Origin of the sequence: Lachnospira sp., assembly GCF_016290755.1 — a bacterium.
Lineage (GTDB): Bacteria > Bacillota > Clostridia > Lachnospirales > Lachnospiraceae > Lachnospira > Lachnospira multipara.
Map to the genome: position 1 here is coordinate 41159 of NZ_JAEEVD010000004.1, position 25025 is coordinate 66183.

General features: G+C 35.8%; 20 protein-coding genes. 2 read left to right on the forward strand and 18 right to left on the reverse strand.

Going from position 1 to position 25025, the window contains the following annotated elements; genetic code table 11:
- Window positions 1-185 precede the first annotated feature (185 nt).
- From rlmD to QVA17_RS02420, 4 genes are all read right to left on the reverse strand, one after another.
- Window positions 186-1361 (reverse strand): 23S rRNA (uracil(1939)-C(5))-methyltransferase RlmD, encoded by a 1176-nt coding sequence (rlmD, locus tag QVA17_RS02405; protein WP_287386195.1) that lies wholly within the window; start codon window positions 1359-1361, stop codon window positions 186-188.
- 101 nt (window positions 1362-1462) lie between these two features.
- Entirely contained in the window at window positions 1463-1843 is a 381-nt protein-coding gene (locus QVA17_RS02410; RefSeq protein WP_287386196.1) for a DNA-directed RNA polymerase subunit omega, read from the reverse strand.
- Window positions 1843-2481: a guanylate kinase gene (gmk, locus tag QVA17_RS02415; protein WP_287386197.1), complete on the reverse strand. Its 639-nt coding sequence runs from the start codon at window positions 2479-2481 to the stop codon at window positions 1843-1845. Before gmk ends, QVA17_RS02410 begins: the two co-directional genes overlap by 1 nt.
- A 105-nt stretch (window positions 2482-2586) precedes the next feature.
- Window positions 2587-3465, reverse strand: coding sequence for a YicC/YloC family endoribonuclease (locus QVA17_RS02420; RefSeq protein ID WP_287386199.1), 879 nt, complete (start codon window positions 3463-3465; stop codon window positions 2587-2589).
- A 146-nt stretch (window positions 3466-3611) separates the two neighbouring features.
- Between QVA17_RS02420 and QVA17_RS02425 the strand changes: the two genes are divergently transcribed.
- Window positions 3612-5369, forward strand: a complete 1758-nt coding sequence (locus QVA17_RS02425; RefSeq protein WP_287386201.1) for an Rqc2 family fibronectin-binding protein — start codon at window positions 3612-3614, stop codon at window positions 5367-5369.
- A 72-nt stretch (window positions 5370-5441) separates the two neighbouring features.
- On the opposite strand, the gene QVA17_RS02430 is transcribed toward QVA17_RS02425, so the two are convergent.
- From QVA17_RS02430 to QVA17_RS02450, 5 genes are all read right to left on the reverse strand, one after another.
- Window positions 5442-6662, reverse strand: a complete 1221-nt coding sequence (locus QVA17_RS02430; RefSeq protein ID WP_287386203.1) for a hypothetical protein — start codon at window positions 6660-6662, stop codon at window positions 5442-5444.
- Between the two features lie 178 nt (window positions 6663-6840).
- Window positions 6841-8064 carry a tyrosine--tRNA ligase gene (tyrS, locus tag QVA17_RS02435; RefSeq protein WP_287386204.1) on the reverse strand — a complete coding sequence of 408 codons (1224 nt, stop codon included), beginning with the start codon at window positions 8062-8064 and terminating at the stop codon, window positions 6841-6843.
- Window positions 8065-8545: 481 nt separating this feature from the next.
- Window positions 8546-9064, reverse strand: a complete 519-nt coding sequence (locus QVA17_RS02440; RefSeq protein WP_287386206.1) for a VanZ family protein — start codon at window positions 9062-9064, stop codon at window positions 8546-8548.
- The gene (gene pyk / locus QVA17_RS02445; protein ID WP_074521247.1) at window positions 9064-10494 is read right to left on the reverse strand and encodes a pyruvate kinase; all 1431 of its coding nucleotides are present in this window, start codon (window positions 10492-10494) and stop codon (window positions 9064-9066) included. The genes QVA17_RS02440 and pyk overlap by 1 nt, the downstream gene beginning before the upstream one ends.
- A gap of 110 nt (window positions 10495-10604) precedes the next feature.
- Window positions 10605-11570 (reverse strand): PHD finger domain-containing protein, encoded by a 966-nt coding sequence (locus tag QVA17_RS02450; protein WP_287386208.1) that lies wholly within the window; start codon window positions 11568-11570, stop codon window positions 10605-10607.
- Between the two features lie 231 nt (window positions 11571-11801).
- Between QVA17_RS02450 and QVA17_RS02455 the strand changes: the two genes are divergently transcribed.
- Window positions 11802-16043 carry an acyl-CoA dehydratase activase-related protein gene (locus QVA17_RS02455; RefSeq protein WP_330635138.1) on the forward strand — a complete coding sequence of 1414 codons (4242 nt, stop codon included), beginning with the start codon at window positions 11802-11804 and terminating at the stop codon, window positions 16041-16043.
- A gap of 1460 nt (window positions 16044-17503) precedes the next feature.
- Here QVA17_RS02455 and QVA17_RS02460 read toward each other — a convergent pair.
- From QVA17_RS02460 to aroB, 9 genes are all read right to left on the reverse strand, one after another.
- Window positions 17504-18523, reverse strand: coding sequence for a GGGtGRT protein (locus QVA17_RS02460; protein ID WP_027430661.1), 1020 nt, complete (start codon window positions 18521-18523; stop codon window positions 17504-17506).
- A 15-nt stretch (window positions 18524-18538) separates the two neighbouring features.
- Window positions 18539-19231, reverse strand: a complete 693-nt coding sequence (locus tag QVA17_RS02465; RefSeq protein ID WP_027430660.1) for an iron-sulfur cluster assembly scaffold protein — start codon at window positions 19229-19231, stop codon at window positions 18539-18541.
- A gap of 215 nt (window positions 19232-19446) precedes the next feature.
- Window positions 19447-20010 (reverse strand): histidine phosphatase family protein, encoded by a 564-nt coding sequence (locus QVA17_RS02470; protein ID WP_287386210.1) that lies wholly within the window; start codon window positions 20008-20010, stop codon window positions 19447-19449.
- 231 nt (window positions 20011-20241) lie between these two features.
- Window positions 20242-20961, reverse strand: a complete 720-nt coding sequence (locus QVA17_RS02475) for a L,D-transpeptidase (RefSeq protein WP_287386211.1) — start codon at window positions 20959-20961, stop codon at window positions 20242-20244.
- 5 nt (window positions 20962-20966) lie between these two features.
- Complete coding sequence (locus QVA17_RS02480) at window positions 20967-21593, reverse strand: cytidylate kinase-like family protein (RefSeq protein WP_027430657.1); 627 nt, start codon at window positions 21591-21593, stop codon at window positions 20967-20969.
- A gap of 81 nt (window positions 21594-21674) precedes the next feature.
- Window positions 21675-22202 carry a hypothetical protein gene (locus QVA17_RS02485; RefSeq protein ID WP_027430656.1) on the reverse strand — a complete coding sequence of 176 codons (528 nt, stop codon included), beginning with the start codon at window positions 22200-22202 and terminating at the stop codon, window positions 21675-21677.
- A gap of 68 nt (window positions 22203-22270) precedes the next feature.
- Window positions 22271-23227, reverse strand: a complete 957-nt coding sequence (locus tag QVA17_RS02490; RefSeq protein ID WP_334299478.1) for an RluA family pseudouridine synthase — start codon at window positions 23225-23227, stop codon at window positions 22271-22273.
- A 93-nt stretch (window positions 23228-23320) separates the two neighbouring features.
- Complete coding sequence (gene lspA / locus QVA17_RS02495) at window positions 23321-23833, reverse strand: signal peptidase II (protein ID WP_074521254.1); 513 nt, start codon at window positions 23831-23833, stop codon at window positions 23321-23323.
- 49 nt (window positions 23834-23882) lie between these two features.
- Window positions 23883-24971, reverse strand: coding sequence for a 3-dehydroquinate synthase (aroB, locus tag QVA17_RS02500; protein WP_287386214.1), 1089 nt, complete (start codon window positions 24969-24971; stop codon window positions 23883-23885).
- Between the last annotated feature and the right edge of the window lie 54 nt (window positions 24972-25025).

Below are 25025 nucleotides of genomic sequence, written 5' to 3' on the forward strand. Positions count from 1 at the left end.
ATTGTTCTCCCAAAATTTTTATCTGCTTCCAAATTGATATAACAATTTTGTTTTCGTCAGATAAATTATATCATCTATCTGACGAAATCAAAAAAGTATATATTCTCACTCACTATCTTTCAATTTTTTTATTTCATTAGGCAGTAAGTTAGCTCAAAAAAAGCCAGTAAATAAGCTGCTTTTCGCTATTTATTTTTTTCCCTAGACAGCAAGCACACTGTCTCTGTATGTGCTGTATGCGGAAACATATCGAACGGTGTCACAGGACTTACCTTATAGCCGCCCTTAATCAAAGTCTTTATATCCCTCACCTGAGTTTCAGGATTACATGAAATATAAACCACTCTATCTGGCTTAATCTTAAGTATAGATTTAAGAAATTCTGGACTTGAACCAGATCTTGGTGGGTCCATTACAACAACGTTAGCCTTACGGCCGCTTGCTGCGTAGTCTACTAAAAACTCCCCTGCGTCTGCTGCCTGAAAGTAAATGTTTTTGATATTGTTAAGTTTAGCGTTAACTTTTGCGTCCTCGATTGCATTTTCATTAAGCTCAACGCCAATAACTTGGCCAGCAGCCTTGCTCATAGCCATTCCAATAGTGCCGATGCCGCAATAAGCATCAATTACAGTGTCTTGCTTAGTAAGGTTTGCAAGCTTAATAGCTTTCTTGTAAAGCTTTTCTGTCTGGTCGTGGTTAATTTGATAAAATGAGCTAATGCCGAGTCTAAACTTAAGTCCGCAAAGAATGTCCTCAATATAACCCTTACCAAAAAGAGTTACTGTTCTTTTGCCAAGAATCATACTAGTTTTTGAATTATTTACATTTTGCAAAATTGTAGTAATTTCAGGATGGCGCTTTCTGATTTCCTTAAGGAAATTGTTCTTTGATGGAAATGCAATGTCGCCGGTTACAAGGCACAACATAACTTCCTTTGTTACAACGCCACGTCTTATAAGAATGTGGCGCAAAAAGCCCTGTCTTGTGTCTTCGTTGTAAGCCTTGTATTTAAAGGACTTCATAAGCTCCTTGATGGTGTTAATGATACTACGACAGACTTCATCTTCAATCATGCAGTCCTTGATGTCTACTACATCATGGCTATTTTCCTTATAAGTGCCCATTCGGATATTGCCCTTTTTATCAGCGGCAACCACGGCATGAACCTTGTTTCTATAATAAATTGGTCTATACATAGAGACAATTGGCTCCACCTTAGTAATATCCTTAAAGAGCTTTTCCATGTCTCTAGTCTTAATTGCAAGTTCGTTGTCATATTTCATTCCTGCATAGGCGCAAGCCCCGCAATCCTCAAAATAAGGACAATTTATTGCTTTAGTTTCTTCGTTATAACTACTCATATCTTACCTCGAAAAAATTGAATCCTAACTAATACTAAATTAAGCAGCCACCTAAATACTAGATGACTGCCTATTATTGTAATCATTATATATTAGTTTTATTAGAACTGCTCGTCGCTGTTACCAACGATCTTAACCTTACCCTGGTATAATTCACTTACAGCGATAGATAAAGGCTTATCATTATCTGTTGAATGAATAAGAGGAGTACCAATAATTAACTTTCTTTCGTCTTCAGCAGAAATCTTCTTCTCTTCTACTTCCTTCTTGTCCTTGTCCTTATCCTTTTCCTTTTCCTTAACTGTAGCATCAGCCTTAGCCTTGTTAATCTTCTCCTGGATTGATCTTGCATCAATGATTTCCTTAGCACGTGTAGCTGTTGCCTTAACGATAGAATATCTTGATTGTACTAAAGGCTGCTCGCCCTCTTCAACCTCGCTGTTAATAACTGCCATTAATTCAGTATAAGATGGATGTATCATTATTGTTCTCCTTTCGAATAAGCTTTAAGCTCTTCCTTTACTTTGTTAATTAATTCTTCATTGTTAGCTGTCTTCATCTTCTCAGATGTAACAACTCCCACTATTCTTTCTACACACTTCTCAACTTCATCATTAAGAATTATGTAGTCATATTCTTCTAAGCCCTCAGACTCGTCATAAGCTCTTGAAAGTCTTGCAAGAATTGTAGCCTCATCCTCTGTGTTACGACCACGGAGTCTGTTCTCTAATTCCTTAGCAGATGGAGGTGTGATGAAAATAAGCACCGCATCCGGATAAATCTTCTTAATATCAAGTGCTCCCTGCATCTCAATTTCAAGAATTACATTCTTACCAGCTTCAAGCTGACTCTCTACATAAGCCTTAGGTGTGCCGTAGTAATTGCTTACATACTTTGCATACTCTATTAATTCATTCTTGTCTATCATAGCCTCGAATTCTTCTACTGTCTTAAAGAAGTATTCTCTGCCATTCTCTTCACCTGGTCTAGGATTACGAGTTGTTGCTGAAATACTTAAACAGTATTCATCCTTATGACTAGCAAGTAAGCTCTTAACAACTGTTCCTTTACCTGCTCCTGAAAAGCCAGATAAAACAATTAATAAACCTTTATTGTTCATAACATAACCTCAAATCTTAAATTATGTTGCACCAATAAAGAATAAATCTTTACATAATGCGCAAAGACTATTATACCTAAGGGAGAAAAAACAATCAAGTAAAATTTATTCGATATTCTGAATTTGCTCTCTTACTTTCTCGATTTCTGTCTTTAAATCAATTGCTGCATTAGAAATATCAATATCATTTGCCTTAGAAAGAATTGTATTAGACTCTCTGTTCATTTCCTGAGCGATAAAGTCCATCTTTCTACCAACACCACCGTCTTCAGAAAGACATTTTCTAGCATGATTAATGTGACTTCTAAGTCTAACTGTCTCTTCGTCAACGCAAATCTTATCGGCATAGATTACAAGCTCAGTAGCAATTCTTTGCTCGTCAATATTAGTATCCCCTAGAACTTCCTTAATCTTATTATCAAGCTTACCTCTGTATTCCTTCATGATTTCAGGACTTCTCTTCTCAATAAAGTCCACAAGCTCTTCCATGTGATCAAGCTTTAAAAGTAAGTCCTTCTTTAGGTTCTCACCCTCTAAGATTCTAGTTTCAACAAACTGGCTAAAGCACTCCTTTAGAGCCTCCTCAATAAATGCCCATAATTCGTCTTCATCTACCTGAACCTCTTCCATTGTAATAACCTCAGGGTATCTTGAAAGCGCTGCGCAATTGACATCATTTTCGATATTAAACTCTTCGCTCATCTTCTTGAAAATGTCCATATATTCCTTAGCAATTGCATCATTATATTTAATATTAACCTGATTCTCGTTATTGTCCTCATAGTTAATAAAAATATCCACCTTACCTCTATTAGCGTACTTCTTTAAAGTCTCACGAATTCTAGACTCGAAAGAATTGAGCTTCTTTGGCATCTTAATTCCTGCTTCTAAATATCTATGGTTAACGGATTTAACCTCAACTAAAATCTTTCTATTATCTCTTAAAATCTCGCTTCTTCCAAAGCCTGTCATACTTTTAATCACGTATTTTCACCTCGTAAATGTATTTATTTGAATAACCCCACAAACTTCTATAATTATAACAATATATTGCAAAAATCACAAGAAGAACTAGGAATTTATACAAGAATTTGCTAAACTCTTTATACGAGACAAAAGGAGGCAAAATAATGGCATTCGACGGAATTGTAATTTCAAATATTGTTGATCAATTAAACAAAACCATTAAAAATGGTCGATTATATAAAATCGCTCAGCCGGAAAACGACGAGCTTTTTCTTACAGTAAAAACTTCTGAGGGTCAGTACAGACTACTTTTATCGGCAAATCCTACTCTTCCTCTTTGCTATCTTGCAAAGGATAATAAGACAAGCCCTATAAAAGCGCCTAATTTCTGTATGTTACTTAGAAAGCATCTAAACAATGGTCGTATTATTTCAATCACTCAGCCAGAATTTGAAAGAATTATTGATATTGAAATCGAGCACCTTGACGAGCTTGGTGACCTTTGTAGAAAGCACTTAATTACAGAGTTTATGGGCAAGCATAGTAACATTATCCTAGTTAATGAGGACAATATGATTCTTGATAGTATCCGCCACGTATCCGCTCAGATGAGCTCTGTGCGTGAGGTTCTACCGGGTCGCCCATATTTTATAACTAACACTAACAACAAGTTAAACCCTGTTGCTACCACTAAGGATGAGTTTTTTGAAAATGTATTCTCAAAGGCACAACCTATCTCTAAAGCAATTTATCAGACATACACCGGTTTTTCTAGCCTTGCAGGCGAAGAACTTTGCATAAGAGCTAAGATTGATAGCCAACTACCAGCGAATTGTTTGGAAAATGCAGACAAAGAGGCGATTTTTGACACATTTTCAAAATTACTTGCTGATATTAAGGCAGGCAACTACAAGCCTAACATAGTCTTTTCAAACAACATTCCTAAGGAATTCTGGGCTTTTGAGCTTGAGATGTTTTCAGGTTCTAATAAGACTAGTGATATTGCCATTTCAAATTATGAGTCAATTAGTGATTTGATTCGTGATTTTTATAAGAAGAAGGAAATCTATACTAGAATTCATCAAAAATCTGCGGATTTAAGACGAATTGTCACTACTATTTTGGAGCGTGACATTAAGAAGTTAGATATTCAGGAGCGACAGTTAAAGGACACTGAGAAGAAGGAAAAATATAAGATTTACGGCGAGCTACTATCTGCCTACAGCTATGATGTAACTAGTGGAGATGAGAGCTACACTTGTAACAATTACTACGATAACAGCGAAATCACTATCCCACTTGATAAGGATTTATCTGCTATTGAAAATGCTAACAAGTATTTTGCAAAGTATAACAAGTTAAAGAGAACTTACGAGGCCACAACTATACTTATTAAGGAAGTTAGCGCAGACATTAACTATCTTGAGTCTGTTCTTAATTCTCTTGAAATTGCAGTTAGCGAGGACGATTTAAATCAGATTAAGGAAGAGCTTCACGAAACAGGCTATATAAAGTCTTCTAAGAAGAAAAATTCTAAAAAGATTTCAAGTAAGCCACTTCACTACATTTCTTCTGATGGTTTTGACATCTATGTTGGTAAGAATAACAGTCAGAATGACGAGCTTACTTTTAAGTTTGCCAATGCCAACGACTGGTGGTTTCATGCTAAGCAAATGCCAGGTTCCCACGTAGTTTTAAGAACTAACGGCAAGGAAGTTCCTGATAGAGCTTTCGAGGAGGCAGCAGCTCTTGCAGCCTACTACTCTAAGGGCAGAGAACTTGAAAAGGTAGAAATAGACTACGTTGTAAAGAAGGAAGTTAAAAAGCCAGCTCAGGCAAAACCTGGATTTGTTGTCTATTATACAAACTACTCTCTTATTGCAAAATCAGACATTTCTATGTTAAAGGAAGTTGAGGACTAAGTCCTATTTTTACAAAGGAAGGTTAAGTTTTGGAATTTCCAGCAACTTGACCTTCCTAATTTTTATTATTTCTTATGGACGTAGATTTTTACTTACCCCAGCTTCTCGTCTCTTTCTCTTTCTATACTTATGAATATTAATCATAAGAACTAGGACGATTACGGTACTTATAATATCTGCCACGCTCCACATAATAAAGTGAATTGCAATACCACTAAAATTTTTAGCAATTATTTGACCAATTAGATTTAAAATGATGTTAATGGTAATTAAAATTAACATCTGAGTTTTGTTGCCCCTGACGCTTATAATGTAGACTAGCATTAGGTTTATATATAGACAGGTAATAAGGAAATTTGCTAAAAAGGCAAAGTAAGCAAAATCCACCATGTCGCATATATTCAAATCCGTAGTTACATTTCCAAGAATCACAGGCTTATTAATTATGTTAATTACAATGATTACAATTGAGATTAAAGTCGGTATTAAAACCGAGATAATTCCTGCAATTTTCTTTTTTAGAAACTTATCTGTTATGATTCCAAGGCCAATAATCAGTATTAAAATATAGGAAATTGGCAAACTTAGAATCTTATTATTATCTATATAAAAGGTTCTTAGGTAATTTAAGGAATTCATGCAAGCTAGGTCCTTTTTATTCATAATCATATAACTTAAATTGTTTCTAAGCACGTCAATTCCCACATATCCATACATGGCAACCATGTAAATACTAGTTCCACTTAAGGCGTTGGCTTTGTTATAAAGTCGTATTTTTTCAATTTTACTTGACTTAACCATAGCCAAACATAGCAGTGACAAAATTATAATAATTATTGGCACAACAAGTAATTTAGGCAATGCCTGCATGGTGACAAAATCGTCTCCATTGATACCTAAAAACAAATTTGTAATCTTTCTATGTACGCTTTTATTCCCCTCTAAGAGTCTAGCAACAATTACAACTACTGCTGTGGCAATGCTTGATAAATTTGCAATAATAGCGATTCTTCCTGCTTTACTAAGCCTAAACAATACTGCGATAAATGCAATAAATACCGCAAGGATTGCAAAGGAAAAGACAAATCTATAAATTATATTAAATGCCAAGTAATATTGCATATTGTAGAGATTTTTCTCAGCTTCTGTTAATTTGTCAGAATTTAAGCTTATTAGATTTAAAATGTCCTGAAACAAGCCACCACCCAAAAAGCAAAGCAGACAAATAAAATCTAAGCAGAACAAAACCATTATAGAGACTAAGCGAATGTAAGTCTTTTGCGCCTTATCCATATAAATCCTCTTTTATTTTTTTATTCACGTCTATTGGTTACAACTATAAATTTAACTATATTATACACTATGCACCTTGCTAAAACAAGAATAACCCCGGAAGAAATGCTTGGCACTCCCACCGGGGTTAGTAAGTTTAAAGTCTAGATATACTAGACTCTTTATTACATTTTCATAATTATAAGCTAACTCTTACGAAGTTCTTCTTACCCTTCTGAACTACGATTCCTTCGCCTTCAAACTTATCCTTAGCAAATGTTTCGTTGATATCAGTTACCTTGTTACCATCAACGCTTACACCACCCTGCTGAATAGCTCTTCTAGCTTCTGAATTAGACTTTACAAGGCCTGTTGCAGCAACTAAAGCGATTGCATTGATTGAACCATCAACAAATACATCTTCTGAAATCTTAGCTTCTGGCATGTTAGCTGCAGCACCTGCACCACTAAAGATAGACTTTGCAGTCTCTTCTGCCTTCTTAGCTTCTTCTTCACCGTGAACTAACTTTGTAAGCTCAAATGCAAGGATTTCCTTAGCTTTGTTAAGCTGAGCACCTTCCCACTTGTCCATCTCATCGATTTCTTCAAGTGGTAAGAATGTAAGCATTCTGATGCACTTAAGAACATCGTTATCGCCTACATTTCTCCAGTACTGGTAGAAGTCGTATGGAGATGTCTTCTCAGGATCAAGCCAAACAGCACCTGAAGCAGTCTTACCCATCTTCTTACCTTCTGAGTTAAGTAAAAGTGTGATTGTCATAGCTGAAGCATCTTCGCCTAACTTTCTTCTAATAAGCTCAGTACCAGCAAGCATGTTAGACCACTGATCGTCGCCACCAAACTCTAAGTTACAGCCGTACTTCTGGTATAACATATAGAAGTCATAAGCCTGCATAATCATGTAGTTAAATTCAAGGAATGATAAGCCCTTTTCCATTCTCTGCTTGTAGCATTCTGCACGAAGCATGTTATTTACTGAGAAATGAGCACCTACTTCTCTTAAAACTTCGATGTAGTTTAAGTTCATTAACCAATCAGCATTGTTTACCATTAAAGCCTTGCCATCAGAGAAATCAATGAACTTCTCCATCTGCTTCTTAAAGCAATCGCAGTTGTGCTGAATTGTCTCTGGTGTCATCATCTTTCTCATATCTGTTCTACCAGATGGGTCACCGATCATACCTGTACCACCACCAACTAAGGCAATTGGCTTGTTACCTGCCATCTGAAGTCTCTTCATAAGGCAAAGTGCCATGAAGTGACCAACGTGAAGGCTATCTGCAGTTGGATCAAAACCAATATAGAAAGTAGCCTTACCATTGTTTACTAAATCTCTAATTCTTTCTTCATCTGTTACCTGAGCGATTAAGCCTCTAGCAACTAATTCTTCATAAATACCCATATTTATGAACCTCCTAATTATAATATGATTGTGCCTCAATTATTATAAAAATGAGACTGAAAGGACGAGATTGTATCGCTTCTAAATCGCAATAAAAAAACTCCCATCCTTAATTAAAAGGACGAGAGTGAAATCCCGTGTTACCACCTTTATTCACAAGAAACTCGCGCTTCTTGCCTCATCAAGTCTTAGAATCCTTAGATTCCTTAACTCTTAGTACTATAACGTGTACCAATACGTCGCCCCTAGTCTTATAACTTTTATGAAAATGTATCTCATCCTCAAAACAAAAATTATAATTTCAGTTAAACACTCCGGAAGGTATTCAAAACTTGCTTTCCCTAACGCCTCTCATCAACCGGCAATTCTCTGTAGCTTCCACAAATTTCTACTTGTTTCCATCAACGCTTTATATTAAATTTACTTTAAAAGAATATCATAAAAGAATATAATCTTCAAGCCTTATTTAAGGGAATTTGTCTTACTTTAAATCTAGCTCACTAAATATATTCTTTTCTTTCTTTACTTCTAGATGATGATGAATCAAACTTACTATTCCAAGAAAAATTAAAGAGCCAAATGTATCAATACATACATCTAAAAATCGTCCTGCTCTACCTGCAACAAACAATTGATGGATTTCATCTGAACTAGCCCAAATAATAGTTAATAAAAGACTAAGTATTCTAGACCATCTAAAAGCAACTCCATTAAACATAAAAGCTATAAATAAACACATGGTAAGAATGGCATACTCGCCCATGTGAGCACATTTTCTAATAGGAACCTGTAAGTCCTCTATCATGTTAGCTTTAGTATTATTATCTGTAAACTCTACAAGTCCTAAATTGTCACCCGCTGTCAAAATAACCTCAGCAGCCTTGTTACTTAGACCCTGTGACTCATCACCATTCTGATTAGAAAAACTAAAAATAGTGATGGCTATAAAAATAGCAGGGAGCCATATAAGCACCCTGCCGCAAATTTTAAATTTATCCATTAAAGAGTAACAACTCTCATTGTGTTAGTTAAACCGCGCTTAGCAGTTGGAGCTGAAGTTGTAGCAATACCTGCTGAAATGATTACTGTATCGCCTTCTTCAATGTATCCAGCCTGTTCAGCAACTTCTACAGCATGCTCAATGATCTTATCTGTATTAGTTTCTGGAGCAGACTTAACTGGTCTAACACCTCTATAAAGCTGCATCTTTCTAAGAACGTTATCATATGGAGAGCATCCAATGATCTCAGCTTCTGGCTTAAGCTTAGATGTTAATCTAGCTGTAAATCCTGAAATTGTTGGGCAAAGGATAGCCTTTGCATTTAAGTTAGCAGCTGTCTGAACTGCTGCGTTACAAACTGCAGAAGATACGTTTCTCTTAGCATGAACGTTAGTTAATTCAGCTTCTCTACCTGCTAAATCAGCTTCTGTTCTTTCTGCAATCTTAGCCATCATTGTAAGAGCTTCTAATGGGTACTTACCGTTAGCAGTCTCACCTGATAACATAACAACATCTGTACCGTCGTAAATAGCGTTGGCAACATCGTTAACCTCAGCTCTTGTAGGACGTGGGTTTCTAATCATAGAATCAAGCATCTGTGTAGCTGTAATAACTGGCTTATAAGCTGCATTACACTTAGCAATGATTTCCTTCTGGATATGTGGAACATCTTCAGCTGGAATTTCAACACCCATATCACCACGAGCTACCATGATACCATCAGCAACCTTAATGATTTCATCTAAGTTGTCGATACCTTCAGCATTCTCAATCTTAGCGATAACTGGAATGTCTGAATCATGAGCCCAAAGTAACTGCTTGATTTCCTGGATACAAGCTGCATTACGAACGAATGAAGCTGCAATAAAATCAAATCCCTGTTCAACACCAAAGATAATATCGTCCTTATCCTTGTCTGTGATACCTGGAAGTCTAATTGAAACGTTAGGTACGTTAACACCCTTCTTAGATCCTAACTCACCACCGTTAACTACTGTACAAATAATATCTGTTCCATCAACAACGTCATCAACTCTAAGTTCAATTAAACCGTCATCGATAAGGATTGTGTTACCTGCTACTACATCATGTGGAAGTCCTTCGTATGTGATGCAGTTAATTTCATTAGTTGCTTCTACTTCTTTTGTTGTAAGTGTATACTTCTGTCCAGCTACAAGAGTAACCTTCTTATCACCTGCTACTGCACCTGTTCTGATTTCTGGACCCTTAGTATCAAGAAGTGTTGCGATTGGCTTTCCAATCTCCTCTCTAACGCTCTTAACTAATGCCATACGGCCTGCCTGTTCTTCGTGATCACCATGGGAAAAATTAAATCTAGCAACATCCATTCCTGCTAATGCTAACTTCTTAATAAGTTCTCTGTCGTTAGTATTAGGACCCATTGTACAAATAATCTTAGTCTTCTTCATACTTTCCTCCGAAATTCTCTAATCTCTAATTCTACTTAAATTTAACCAAAAACATCTGTCATTATAATATAGCATGCGCTATAAATCAAGCATTAATTCCATTTAGACAATTATTTCACGTGCACATGAGTATATAAATGATCCTGACAATACTCATAATTACCATTGCACTTTGAACAATATCTAAAGATTAAGTCTCCATCCTTTTCAGTTCTTCCGCAAATTGCGCATCTGTGACGTGCTCCACCTGGATTAATTGGTCTGTAACTGTTTGCATCCTCCCAGTTAGTCTTCTCACTATTAGCATTGTAAAAACGCTCATTAAAAGAAGTCTTATTAGAATTCTTTGTTGCCTTGCGGAAATTCTTTTGTGTCTTACTCTTAGCTGGTCCCTTCTTATAAAGAATTATAAAGATAATGAAGTTTAACATAGCAATCAAAGCTGCTGTTGCGCTAAACCATTCAAAACCAAAGTTAAGATACAAACGAGCAAATAACGTTGTATTGCCTGTATTATATGCTATTAAAGCTGCATATCCACCTATTATCTGAGCCCCTAAAAAAATCGCATCAAAAATTCCGAGCCATTTAACCTTGATTGGAATAATATAGAAAAGTAAAACTTCCATATCAGGGAATTCAACAGCAAAAGCCATAAATAGAGCAAAATTAATAAAGTAAGTATTTAGATCCATACTTACGCCCCAAATTAAATAAATGATAAGAGCTGCGATTATATTAAGAATAACGCCGCTAAAGAAATAGACATTAAACTTAAAAGAACCCCAGAGTCTTTCTAAACTTGTTCCTATCATGTAATAAAAATATAGGGCAAAAAATATAAAAATAATACTAGTTGAAGGTGGCTGAATGATATAAGTAACAAGTCTCCAGACCTGCCCTCTCATAATCATCCTGAAATTAAGCGAAAGAAAGGTAGAATAAAGATCTACTCCCGTAACTTGTTTTGAAATATACAAAACATAACCTATGATATATAAAACAATAATGTAATTCATAAGGTTAGGAATTGCGTATTTACCGTACTTTCTTTCAAATTTTCTCATAAAATTCATTAGTTTTTACCTCTAGTAATTTTTTATGTCAAATTGTACAGACATCACTATAAATAGTATAAAAAAGACACCCCATCTTTGTCAATTAATCATATAATTAATTCACATTTTATTTAGCTTAATTTCATAATTTCCAAGATTGTATACAGTTGAAATTTGACTTGCTTTCCACTATAATAAATCAGATTGCATATTTTAAAACTTTTAGGAGGAGGTGCGGAAAATTCCGCAATGAATATGAATAGATATAGACTCGGTATTGATATTGGTTCAACAACAGTTAAGATCGCAATATTAGCTGATAATAACGACATTTTATTTTCTGACTACGAGAGACATTTTGCCAATATCCAAGAAACTCTACAATCTTTGCTTGAAAAGGCTAAAGAAAAGCTAGGTGACTTTGAAGTATATCCAGTAATCACAGGTTCTGGTGGACTTACACTTGCTAAACATTTAGGCGTACCATTCACTCAGGAAGTAGTTGCAGTATCTACTGCCCTTCAAGACTACGCTCCACAATGTGATGTAGCTATTGAACTTGGTGGTGAAGATGCCAAGATTATATATTTTACAAACGGTATTGATCAGAGAATGAACGGTATCTGTGCTGGTGGTACAGGTTCTTTCATCGACCAGATGGCCTCTCTTTTACAGACTGATGCTATGGGTCTTAACGAATATGCTAAGAATTATAAATCTATCTACCCTATCGCTGCTAGATGTGGTGTATTTGCAAAGACTGATATCCAGCCACTTATTAACGAAGGTGCCACAAAGGAAGATTTATCTGTTTCAATTTTCCAGGCCGTTGTAAACCAGACTATTTCAGGTCTTGCACAGGGTAAGCCAATTAGAGGTAACGTTGCCTTCCTTGGTGGCCCACTTCATTTCTTATCAGAGCTTAGACAGTGCTTTATTAGAACTTTAAGCCTTGGCCCTGAGAATATTATTGCACCTGACCACTCACATTTATTTGCAGCAGTAGGTTCTGCTATGAATTATGATGAAAATGTTTTCGTGGCCGTAGATGATATTATTACACGTTTAAAGAACAAGGTTCAGTTAGAATTTGAGGTTGCTCGTATGGAACCTCTATTTAAGAACCAGTTAGAATATGATGGATTTACTTTAAGACACAGCGCTCACAAGGTAAAGACTGCCCCACTTGAAAGCTATGAGGGTAATTGTTACTTAGGTGTTGATGCTGGTTCTACAACAACTAAGGTTGCTTTGGTTGATGATGAAGGAAATCTTTTATATTCATTTTACTCAAGCAACAATGGTTCTCCACTTGCTACAACAATTAAGGCTATTAAGGAGATTTACTCTAAGCTTAGTCCAAAGGCTAAGATTGTTAGCTCATGCTCAACAGGTTATGGTGAAGCCCTAATTAAGGCTGCTCTTATGCTTGATGAGGGTGAAGTCGAGACTGTATCTCACTACTATGCCGCTGCTTTCTTTGATCCACAGGTTGACTGTATTATTGATATCGGTGGACAGGATATGAAGTGTATCAAGATTAAGAACCAGACAGTTGATTCCGTTCAGTTAAATGAAGCCTGTTCTTCAGGCTGTGGTTCATTTATTGAAACATTTGCAAAATCACTTAATTACTCAGTTCAGGACTTCGCAAAGGCTGCTCTTTTTGCTAAGTACCCTATTGACCTTGGTACTCGTTGTACAGTTTTCATGAACTCTAAGGTTAAGCAGGCTCAGAAGGAAGGCGCTGAAGTTGCTGATATTTCTGCAGGTTTAGCATACTCTGTAATTAAGAACGCTCTTTATAAGGTTATTAAGATTTCTGATCCAGGTGATTTAGGTAAGCACATCGTTGTTCAGGGTGGTACATTCTACAACAACGCTGTACTTCGTTCTTTCGAGAAGATCACAGGTGTTCAGGCTATTAGACCTGATATCGCTGGTATTATGGGTGCTTTCGGTGCTGCCCTTATTGCTAGAGAAAGATATGATGGTATTTCAGATTCATCAATGCTTTCAATTGATCAGATCAACAACTTAACTTATGAAACAACTCTTACAAGATGTAAGGGATGTACTAACCAGTGTCATTTAACAATTAATAAGTTCTCTGGTAACAGAAGATTTATCACTGGTAATAGATGTGAAAAGGGACTTGGTAAGGAAAAGAATAAGAATAAGCTTCCTAACCTATTTGATTATAAGTTCCATAGATTATTTGACTACGAGCCACTTAGCGAAGCTGAGGCAACTCGTGGTACAGTTGGTATTCCAAGAGTTCTTAACATGTATGAGAACTACCCATTCTGGTTTACTTTATTTAACGACTTAAAGTATAGAGTTGTTTTATCACCAAGCTCAAACCGTAAAATTTACGAACTTGGTATTGAATCAATTCCATCAGAATCAGAGTGTTACCCAGCTAAGTTAGCACATGGACATATTTCATGGTTAATCAAGAACAACGTTAAGTTCATTTGGTATCCATGTATTCCTTACGAGCACAAGGAAATTGAGAATACTAATAATCATTACAACTGCCCTATCGTTACTTCTTATGCTGAAAATATTAAGAATAACGTAGAGGAAATCAAAACTGAAAATATCGACTTTAGAAATCCATTTATGACTTTTGAGAGTAAGGAAATTCTTACAAAGCGCTTAGTTGAGGAATTATCTGATATTCCAGCTAAAGAGGTTAAGAAGGCTGTAAGTCATGCTTGGGATGAATTAATGCAGTCTAAGGAAGATGTTAGAAAGAAAGGTGAAGAGGTAATTAATTACCTTCACGAAACAGGTAAGCATGGTATTGTCCTTGCTGGTAGACCTTACCACGTTGACCCTGAAATCAACCATGGTATTCCTGAATTAATTAACTCTTATGGAATTGCCGTATTAACTGAGGATTCAATATCACATTTAGGTAAGGTTGACAGACCACTTGTTGTTATGGATCAGTGGATGTATCATTCAAGACTTTACGCAGCTGCAAGCTATGTAAGAACTGATGATAGCCTTGATTTAATTCAGCTTAACTCATTTGGTTGTGGTCTTGATGCTGTTACAACAGATGCTGTTAATGATATTTTATCTAAGGCAGGTAAGATTTATACTGTCTTAAAGATTGATGAGGTTAATAACCTTGGTGCTGCAAGAATTAGAGTTCGTTCTTTAATTGCTGCCCTTAAGGTTAGAGAACTTCATAACTACAAGAGAAAGGTTGAAAGCGCTGCATTTAACAAGATTGAATTCACTGAAGAGATGCGTAAGAATTACACAATTCTTTGCCCTCAGATGTCACCAATTCACTTTGATTTACTTGCACCAACCCTTAATGCTTGTGGTTACAACTTCGTTGTCCTTGATAACGATAACAAATCAGCCGTAGATGTAGGTTTAAAGTACGTTAATAACGATGCTTGCTACCCATCTCTTATGGTTGTTGGTCAGATTATGGATGCTGTCCTTTCTGGTAAATATGATATGAAGAAAACTGCTATTATCATCTCTCAGACAGGTGGTGGTTGTAGAGCTTCTAACTATATTGGATTTATTAGAAGAGCCCTTGCTAAGGCTGGCTTAGAATATGTACCTGTTATTTCACTTTCTGCTCAAGGAATTGAAAAGAACTCAGGCTTTACATACACTATCCCAATGCTTAAGAAGGCTATGATGGCTATTGAATATGGCGATGTATTTATGAATGTTGTTTATAGAACAAGACCTTACGAGGCCGTTCCTGGTTCTGTAAATGCACTTCATGATAAGTGGAAGAAGGTTGTTATTGAGCAGTTAACTAAGAAGCGTGTAAATATGAGAGAATTTAACAAGAATCTCCACGCTATTGTAAAGGATTTCGATGAAATTCCATTACTTGATATCAAGAAGCCAAGAGTTGGTATTGTTGGTGAAATCTTAGTTAAGTTCATGCCAGCTGCTAATAACTATTTAGTTGAGTTACTTGAATCTGAGGGTGCTGAGGCCGTAGTTCCAGACTTAATGGGCTTCCTACTCTACAGTGCAGAGAATACAAACTTTAAGCATCAATACCTTGGTGCTCCAAAAAAGACTGCCCTTATTGGTAACACACTTATCAGCTTCCTTGAATGGTTCAGAAAAGAAGGTAACAAGGCTTTAGCTGCAAGTAAGCGTTTTGATGCTCCATCATCAATTAAAGAAACTGCTAACCTAGCTAAGGACTTAGTTTCTCTTGGTAACCAGACAGGTGAAGGTTGGTTACTTACTGGTGAAATGATTGAATTAATTCACAACGGTGCCGGCAATATCGTTTGCTGTCAGCCATTTGGTTGCTTACCTAACCACATCGTTGGTAAGGGTGTAATTAAGGAATTAAGAGCTGCATTCCCTGAATCTAATATCATCGCAGTTGATTACGATCCAGGTGCTTCTGAAGTTAACCAGCTTAACAGAATTAAGCTTATGCTTTCAACAGCTAATAAAAACCTTAAGAAAGAACAAAAAATTTCATAATAGACTTTAGGAAATTTTGACTTTGACTTCTGTTTAACAACTAACCTAATAAGATATTGATAATCTTTGCAACAAGATATATAATATAACTAATCTATGAATGGAGGTCGTGACAAAATGTTTTTATTATTTTTAGGACCAATTATTGGTGTTTCAATTGCTATAATTGCAAGTGTTGTTTTAGTTTCAGTAATCTCAGGTGTGATTGCTGCTGAAGAAGACGATAATGAATAAAAATGTTAATGAAGACTCTAGCGAAAGCTAGAGTCTTTTTTTATAGGCTTCTGGGACTAAACAGAGAAGCTTATTATTCTCTCTCGATTTTGCCTTAGATTTCCGGGGTTTGTGCTTCTATTACTGTATTTTCGGGTCTTTAGCCACTGCTAGCTTGCTTTCTTTCTGGAACTAAACAAAGAAGCTTATTATTCTCTCTCAATTTTGCCTTAGATTTCCGGGGTTTGTGCCTCTATTACTGTATTTTCGGGTCTTTAGTCACTGCTAGCTTGATTTCTTTCTGGAACTAAACAAAGAAGCTTATTATTCTCTCTCGATTTTGCCTTAGATTTCCGGGGTTTGTGCCTCTATTACTCATATTACTGTTTATAAGGCACTATTTTTTAATTTCCATTTCTTTATTAATTCTTCTAAATTGACTTTTTATCAAACAATCAATAAATTTAGCCACTTAGCTTAAATCTCATTTGTGACTTTTTCTAGCACTTATGATGATAAAAGCACATCAGAAAATAGTTAAATTTTTTGACGGTGGCTATACTTACTAAATTCTTAAATTTAGGCACAGGTTTTAAATTTTGATTTCTTGGTCGTTTGACTTTATTTCAACATATCCTTAAAATAGTCAAATCCTTTCAAATAGAGCTTTTTAAAATTGTGCCTTAACTTATTTGAATACGATTCACAGGCACAAATAAGCCGAATTTAGAGGCTCTAAAAGAGCCCGTCACCTAAATAGAAAAGTAAGCAACTCAAATCTATTAATTATAGGAATCTCCCCCACTCCAAAACAATAAAAAAAACAAGCTCGCTATGACCGGAACACAGCGAACTTGCTTCTTTTAAGTACTTATAAAATTGTAGGTCAAAGACCTATTTGATTTAAATCAATAGATTCTAAAACTCTCATGTCCTTCTAACATGTCGACTTATTAAAACTTCAATCAAGCTTTAAAATCCTTTTATTTATAGATTGTAAAATCTAATATCGACAAATTTAAATACTAATTATATCTAGAATAATTAATATCTAATTGGTGACTGCTAACTGCAATCTTAGTGTTTGAGACTAATCTTGTATTGCTAAAAAGCCTAGTTAGTAATCTTTTTATTTTGTGCCTTGCTTTCATTTTCTAAATGTGATGGATCAGATCACATCTAGAAAAATGATAGCTTGGCTAGAATTTAATTTAAATTATAAATTATAAATGTGTGTTCTAATAATCTTAGAACTTACCTGCCTTAGCAGCTTCTTCGATAGAAACGGCAGTTGAAACTGTCATACCTACCATTGGGTTGTTACCAGCACCGATAAGACCCATCATTTCTACGTGGGCAGGAACTGATGAAGAACCAGCGAACTGTGCATCTGAATGCATACGTCCCATAGTATCTGTCATACCATATGAAGCTGGACCTGCAGCCATGTTATCTGGGTGAAGTGTACGTCCTGTACCACCACCTGAAGCTACTGAGAAGTACTTCTTACCAGCTTCAAGTCTTTCCTTCTTATATGTACCAGCTACTGGATGCTGGAATCTTGTTGGGTTTGTAGAGTTACCTGTGATAGAAACATCAACGTTTTCCTTCCACATGATAGCTACACCTTCCTGAACATCGTTAGCGCCGTAGCAGTTAACCTTTGCTCTTGGAGAGTTAGCATCCTTTGAGTAACACTTTCTAAATGCTTCCTTAAGTTCGCCTGTCTTGTAGTCATACTCTGTTTCAACGTATGTGAAACCGTTGATACGAGAAATGATCTGAGCAGCATCCTTACCTAAACCGTTAAGGATAACTCTTAAAGGAGTCTTACGAACCTTATTAGCCTTCTCAGCGATACCGATAGCACCTTCAGCAGCAGCGAATGATTCGTGACCTGCTAAGAATGCGAAACATTCTGTATCTTCTTCAAGAAGCATCTTTCCTAAGTTACCATGTCCTAAACCAACCTTACGACGGTCAGCTACTGAACCTGGGATACAGAAAGCCTGTAAACCTTCACCGATAGCTGCAGCAGCTTCTGAAGCCTTACGGCAATCCTTCTTAATAGCAATAGCAGCACCTACTGTGTAAGCCCACTTTGCATTCTCAAAACAAATTGGCTGGATACCTTCGATTAAGTGATATACATCGATACCAGCTGCGTCTGTAATTTCCTTACATTCTTCAATTGATGAGATACCATATTCCTTTAAAACAGCGAGGATCTGTGGCTCTCTTCTTTCATATGATTCAAATAATGCCATTTTTATATCCTCCTATTACTGTCTTCTTGGGTCGATGCACTTAACAGCGTCATCAACTCTACCATATTGTCCAGATGCCTTCTTTAAAGCTGTTTCTGCGTCGTCGCCAGCCTTTAAGAAATCCATCATCTTACCAAAGTTAACAAACTTATAACCAATGATTTCATCATCTTCGTCTAATGCAACTTCTGTGATGTAACCATCTGTAAGTTCAAGGTAACGTGGTCCCTTAGCTAAAGTACCGTATGTAGTACCAACCATTGAACGAGTACCCTTACCTAAATCTTCAAGACCTGCACCGATCTGAAGTCCGTCTTCAGAGAATGCTGACTGTGTTCTACCATAAACGATCTGTAAGAATAATTCTCTCATAGCTGTGTTGATAGCATCACATACAAGGTCTGTATTAAGAGCTTCAAGAAGAGTAAGTCCTGGAAGAATTTCAGAAGCCATAGCTGCTGAATGAGTCATTCCTGAACATCCGATTGTCTCTACAAGAGCTTCCTGAATAATTCCGTCTTTTACGTTAAGGGAAAGCTTACAAGCTCCCTGCTGAGGTGCACACCAGCCAATACCGTGTGTATAGCCAGATATATCCTCGATTTTCTTTGCCTGTACCCATTTTGCTTCTTCTGGAATAGGAGCTGCGCCATGGTGTACTCCCTGTGTTACAGGGCACATGTTTTTAATTTCTGTTGAATATAACATATGTTCCTCCATTAATAATAATTTATAGAAACCTTACCTTACTATAATAGTTTATTGATAATTTTTTCTCAATACAAAATTGCAAATTTCTGAAAAAAACACAAAAAATACAGTAAAATCAAGGCTTTATTCATATTTACCCTTTATTATCAATGGAATTAAAATATGATAAAGTTTATCAATAATAACATTTTTGCTTAAATAATATTAGTCCCTTAGTTGGCCTTTAAAGCATCTAAATTAATAAGCTTGCAGTTAGCAATACTCTCCTTCCAGAAATCGTCTACGTCACGATTAAGATAATTGCAAATGATACTAGAATTTGCAGCGCCATGCCCAACGATTAAGACATTCTTACCCTCTTTAAGAAGAGGATAGACCTTATCTTCAAGAAAATCCTTAGTTCGCGCAAGTAAATCCTTAGTAGATTCCCCATTTTTAGAACCCTTATAGTTCTTTGGATCAGTAAAAAATACATTTACAGGACAACTACTATCCTCAAAATAGTTAGTAATTCCCTCGTATTCACCAAAGCCCATCTCTTTGATTCGCTCATCTATAATAATAGGAGTGTCCCTGCCTTCAAGGAAAAGCTCTGCAGTCTGTCTAGCTCTAGTTAAAGGCGAACAAAAGCATATATCAAAATCTATCTCTTTATTCTCCTTTGCCGCCTCACGAGCCATACTAATACCCTGCTCATTTAGTGGAATGTCCGTCCAGCCCTGTAGCTTCTTTGCCACATTCCAATCAGTTTTTCCATGTCGAATAATATATAACATAATTACACTTCCCTATTTCTTTTATTTAACAGGGCACATTATAGCACAGATACTGCCTTTCTTTAAAGAGCGCCTTTAGGAAAATGTATCTAACCCCACTAGATTCTAAATAATCCTCCACCCACAACAACAAAAACCGGTAGATTTAAGTTAAACTCCATATAAGTAACTCAAAAACCTACCGGTTAATCTTTTATACATTTTATCTTTATATCATTAAATTTTACATTCTTACTTTGTATCTGTTGGGTCGCGATAGCCTGAACTTATTGTTTCAAACTCCTCTAGATTCACGCCCTCGTCCAAATCGAAATTATCTAGGATATAGACTGGTGTGTTGATGCCACAATTTTCATAAATCCACTTAGCATTGCTAACGGTCATGTGAATTGAGCCGTCTAGAGACGCATTTCCAATATTGTTATAAGAATTCTTGTTTAAAGAATTGTCTGTTTCATTGTAGTAATATGCTGCTGAATATAAAACCTCTGAATTGTCCAATTTAGAAGCATAACGGCAATATGAAGTATCAGAAACTTTCCACCATAAAGCCTTACGGGAAATGAAAGTCTCACCTACACTTGCGTCTTCACTTACTGAAACCTTAAATGCCTTAACAACTATAGTGTATTTTTGATTTTCATCCATCTGGTAAATAACTGCAAAATTCTGAGATTTATTAATCTTGATGCAATAAGACATATTAGTTGCAACATAGTTTGACTCGCTCTCTGTAGCTTCCTCTGTGATGTCGTTATTTACATCCTCGCTTGTTGCTTCACCATTCTCATTATTAATATTATCCTGATGCATCTTAATAACTGTCTTTAGGGCAAAAAGCAAAAAGACAAATACTACTATCATTAAGATCAGGTAAATCTTTGAATTTCCTCCAGTGATCCATTTTCCAAAATCAAATTTCTTCTTTCCTTTAAATCCATTATCCAACATAAATACTACAAATTCTTTTCCTTTAATTCTACATAATTTAATATGAGCTCGATAGCGCCCTCTATTCCTACATCTCCAGTATCAATGCAAAGGTTGTAGCTCTTAGCCTCGCCCCATCTCTTACTAGAATAGTAGTTATAATAGCTAGCTCTCTTCTTATCTGTCTTCTGAATGAAGTCAGCTGCCTTGTTATCGTTTAGCTCATAGATTCTCTTGATTCTCTCCACTCTCTTCTCAAGAGGTGCCTTAATAAAGACATTTACTGCAAATGGATTGTCCTCAAGAGCGTAATCTGCACAACGACCAACGATTACGCAAGACTCTCTTGCAGCGATTTTCTTAATGGCATCGAACTGAGCAAGGAAAACCTTGTGATTAATAGGCATGTCCATATATGCATTAGTATATCCAAGAGAATAAGTATCCATAACTAATGAATATAAGAAACTACTTGTTGGCTTCTCATCCTGAGCTGAAAAAAGCTCTTCTGCTATGCCACTTGCCTTAGCTGCCTCAGATAATAATTCCTTGTCATAGCACTTAATGCCTAGTTTAGCAGCAAGCTTCATACCTACTTCATGACCGCCACTACCAAATTCTCTGCCAATTGTTATAACAGTTCTCTCATTCATAATTCATACCCCCTTGAATAATTTTTAAAATCATCGCTATATGAATGAACAAAAATTTATATAATTATTATAACATTTATCTTATTCATTAGGCAACAATTCCGATAGGAAATTTCCTATCTTTGCCCCAAACTTATTAACTGTAATTTCCTTTGTACTTGGCGTAATTACTGCAATCCTAATATTTGAAAAACCTCTAGCTCCAAATAGATAATTCTTCTTAAAATTACTCTTCTTAATAAGCTGCGAAACCTCATAAGTAATAGGATTCTTTGTAATTATAATAAAGGAAATGTAGCTACACATGTGATTCTTTTGTGGCCATCTTTTATCTCCACGGACGAAATGTGGCTCAATATTATCAATAGTCCACTGATAAAGCTCCTTAAACTTCTCTGGGTCTAAATCATCGCAATTTATAAAGAAAAGATGCTCATAGCTTTTCGAGTCCCATAATTTCGCATCCTTAGCTGTCTCAAATTTATTCTTGCGATCGTAATTATATGCATAGACCACGAATTTCCTGTCCTTAAACCAATAGTTATGGTAAATGTCAAAACTATCGGAAATGCCATTTAAAATCAAATCAATATATTCTCTACGTCTCATGATGACCTCCAAAGTTAGATATATTTTAAAAGCAATATAAGCAATCCCCTAAAAACGCTTTTTCTTAGTTAACTTGACTTTCTTAATTTCTCTAATAGTTCCTTAAAATAATCTGGCAATTCCGCGCTAAACTCCACATATTCTTTTGTACGAGGATGTATAAAGCCAAGAACTCCAGCATGCAAAGTCTGGCCCTGCAATTTGAAATTGGACTTAGCCCTTGAATATACATCATCTCCTAAAAGAGGATGCCCGATACTTGCCATATGCACTCTAATCTGATGAGTTCTGCCGGTTTCAAGCTGACACTCGATAAAGGCATATTTTCCAAAGTTTTCTAAAACTTTGTAGTGAGTAACAGCTCTCTTGCCATTCTTTCTATCAATAGCCATCTTCTTTCTATCGTTAGGATTTCTGCCAATAGGCGCATCCACTGTACCCTCTTCCTCTTTAAAGGAGTTTAGGCAAATGGCATAATACTTTCTAGTTATAGAATGAACCGCCAACTGACTAGCTATAAAATTGTGGGAAAAATCATTTTTACAAGCAACAATAATTCCCGTTGTGTTCATGTCAATTCTATGAACAATACCAGGTCTTAAAACCCCGTTGATGCCGGATAAATTATCCTTGCAGTGATACATAAGGGCATTGACCATAGTGTTGTCGTAATGACCTGCCGCAGGATGCACAACCATGCCCTTTGGCTTATTAATAAGAATTAAATCATCATCCTCATAAACTATATCAAGTGGAATGTCTTGCGCCACAATTTCTGGCACCACAAGCTTAGGGATCCTTACTAAAATGTTTTCCCCGCCCTTAAGCTTATAGTTAGCCTTAATGCTTGCTCCATCCACTAAGATATTATCCTCTTCAATAGATTTTTGAATTCTAGAACGGGAAAAGTCAGGTAGCTTTGAGGAAATGTATTTATCAATACGAGTTCCCTTATCCTGACTCTCAGTTTTAAGGCAAATCTCCTGCTCAAAAGAGTCCTCATCCTCTAAATCTAGCTCATCCATCACAGCATCATTCATGTTCTCTGTCATAGAAGCCATTATTTCATCGTTTTTATTTGCGTCTAAATTATCTAACATTTGCACCTCAAAAAATTATTAGTTAGATTCCCTTTTTCTTGATAAAAATGCAAAATCCTCATCCTTGTAAACAAAGAAAATAAGGATAATCAAGACAATAACCGATAAAGTAACGTAAATATCAGCTACGTTAAATACAGGGAAATCAATTAATTCAAAATAAATAAAATCTCTAACGTAAGACAATCTAATTCTATCAATAAAGTTTCCGATTGCTCCGCTTGTTAAAAAGATTATTGTAAAAAAGAGATAATTATATTTCTTATCTGCTGGCATCTTAATTACTATATAAACAAGTACTAATACAATAAGGCAAGTAAGTACAATAAAGAAATTAAGCTTGCCATTTAAGATTCCCCAAGCCGCTCCCTGATTTTCTAGGTAAAATAATTTCAAAACTCCAGGAATTATAGAAAAGCCCTCTGACTTACCCTCAAGATTAGCTCTTGCAATAATCTTTGTAATCTGATCAAGCTCAACTAGTAATGCGCTTGCAAGTAAAAATATAATTAATCTAACACTTTTTTTCATAAAAAACTTCAAATTTCCCTTCCCATTTTATAAAAGAGTCTGATAAATTTTATTCTAAAACTCTTTTTAAAGCCTGTCTCATTTCATCATCTGAAACAGTCTTATCAATAATGGCATCACCAATAGAATCAAGTAAAATGAACTTAATCTTACCAGCGTCTGCCTTTTTATCATTTTTAGAAGCCTTAATTACATCCTCAGCTAAAACTCCCTTACAAGTTACAGGGAATTCATAGAGCTTAAACATCTCAATAGCTTCATTAAACTCTTCCTCTGTAATTTTAGCTCTTCTAAGAGAAATGTCTAGTGCTGCAACCATACCTAGCACTACACATTCGCCATGATACATACTAAAGTTAAGTAGTTTCTCAATGGCATGACCAAGTGTATGACCAAAGTTAAGTAGGGCTCTATCCCCCTGTTCCTTTGGATCTTTTTCAACCACTTCCCTTTTAATATTACAGCTCACATAAATCATATGTTCAAGAGCATCTAAATCAAGGCTAGTAATTGCCTTATATTCATCCTTTAACCAGTGATAATATTCCTTATCCTTAATAAGACCATGCTTAATAATCTCGCCAAAGCCAGAATTAAAGAGTCTTTTAGATAAAGACTTAAGACAACCCATATTCATATATACAAGTTTAGGCATATGAAAAGCCCCAACCATGTTCTTATAACCTCTAAAATCTACGCCAGTTTTACCACCGATACTAGAATCTACTTGTGCTAATAGAGAAGTTGGAATTTGAATAAAATTTACCCCTCTAAGGTAAGTTGCTGCAGTATAACCTGTTAAATCTCCAACAACACCGCCACCTAGAGCCGCAAGCATATCCTTTCTATCGAATTTGTTCTGTATTAAAAATTCATAAACATCCTGAACTGTAGAAAGAGTCTTATTGTCCTCTCCTGCTTCAAATGTATAGACAAAAACCTTATTGCCTGTCTTTTCAAGCTCGGCCTTCACTTCATTTGCATAAATAGGACCAACATTAGAATCTGTTACGATACAGATCTTTCTATCCTTAACACCAAGCTTATTAAAGCTTTCTGCTAGCTTAGAAAAATCCTTCTCAATTACAATATCATAACAAGGCTTTTCCTCATATTTTACATTAATACACTTACTCATATATCCTCCACAAAACACACTTACTACTAAAAAAGCCACCTAAGCTAGCGCTTA

Excerpts from the sequence above, each read along its gene's own strand:
- rlmD (WP_287386195.1), bottom strand. The coding sequence starts at position 1,361 with ATGAGTAGTTATAACGAAGAAACTAAAGCAATAAATTGTCCTTATTTT.
- QVA17_RS02410 (WP_287386196.1), bottom strand. The coding sequence starts at position 1,843 with ATGATACATCCATCTTATACTGAATTAATGGCAGTTATTAACAGCGAG.
- gmk (WP_287386197.1), bottom strand. The coding sequence starts at position 2,481 with ATGAACAATAAAGGTTTATTAATTGTTTTATCTGGCTTTTCAGGAGCA.
- QVA17_RS02425 (WP_287386201.1), top strand. The coding sequence starts at position 3,612 with ATGGCATTCGACGGAATTGTAATTTCAAATATTGTTGATCAATTAAAC.
- QVA17_RS02430 (WP_287386203.1), bottom strand. The coding sequence starts at position 6,662 with ATGGATAAGGCGCAAAAGACTTACATTCGCTTAGTCTCTATAATGGTT.
- tyrS (WP_287386204.1), bottom strand. The coding sequence starts at position 8,064 with ATGGGTATTTATGAAGAATTAGTTGCTAGAGGCTTAATCGCTCAGGTA.
- QVA17_RS02440 (WP_287386206.1), bottom strand. The coding sequence starts at position 9,064 with ATGGATAAATTTAAAATTTGCGGCAGGGTGCTTATATGGCTCCCTGCT.
- pyk (WP_074521247.1), bottom strand. The coding sequence starts at position 10,494 with ATGAAGAAGACTAAGATTATTTGTACAATGGGTCCTAATACTAACGAC.
- QVA17_RS02450 (WP_287386208.1), bottom strand. The coding sequence starts at position 11,570 with ATGAATTTTATGAGAAAATTTGAAAGAAAGTACGGTAAATACGCAATT.
- QVA17_RS02455 (WP_330635138.1), top strand. The coding sequence starts at position 11,802 with ATGAATATGAATAGATATAGACTCGGTATTGATATTGGTTCAACAACA.
- QVA17_RS02460 (WP_027430661.1), bottom strand. The coding sequence starts at position 18,523 with ATGGCATTATTTGAATCATATGAAAGAAGAGAGCCACAGATCCTCGCT.
- QVA17_RS02465 (WP_027430660.1), bottom strand. The coding sequence starts at position 19,231 with ATGTTATATTCAACAGAAATTAAAAACATGTGCCCTGTAACACAGGGA.
- QVA17_RS02470 (WP_287386210.1), bottom strand. The coding sequence starts at position 20,010 with ATGTTATATATTATTCGACATGGAAAAACTGATTGGAATGTGGCAAAG.
- QVA17_RS02475 (WP_287386211.1), bottom strand. The coding sequence starts at position 20,961 with ATGTTGGATAATGGATTTAAAGGAAAGAAGAAATTTGATTTTGGAAAA.
- QVA17_RS02480 (WP_027430657.1), bottom strand. The coding sequence starts at position 21,593 with ATGAATGAGAGAACTGTTATAACAATTGGCAGAGAATTTGGTAGTGGC.
- QVA17_RS02485 (WP_027430656.1), bottom strand. The coding sequence starts at position 22,202 with ATGAGACGTAGAGAATATATTGATTTGATTTTAAATGGCATTTCCGAT.
- QVA17_RS02490 (WP_334299478.1), bottom strand. The coding sequence starts at position 23,227 with ATGGATGAGCTAGATTTAGAGGATGAGGACTCTTTTGAGCAGGAGATT.
- lspA (WP_074521254.1), bottom strand. The coding sequence starts at position 23,833 with ATGAAAAAAAGTGTTAGATTAATTATATTTTTACTTGCAAGCGCATTA.
- aroB (WP_287386214.1), bottom strand. The coding sequence starts at position 24,971 with ATGAGTAAGTGTATTAATGTAAAATATGAGGAAAAGCCTTGTTATGAT.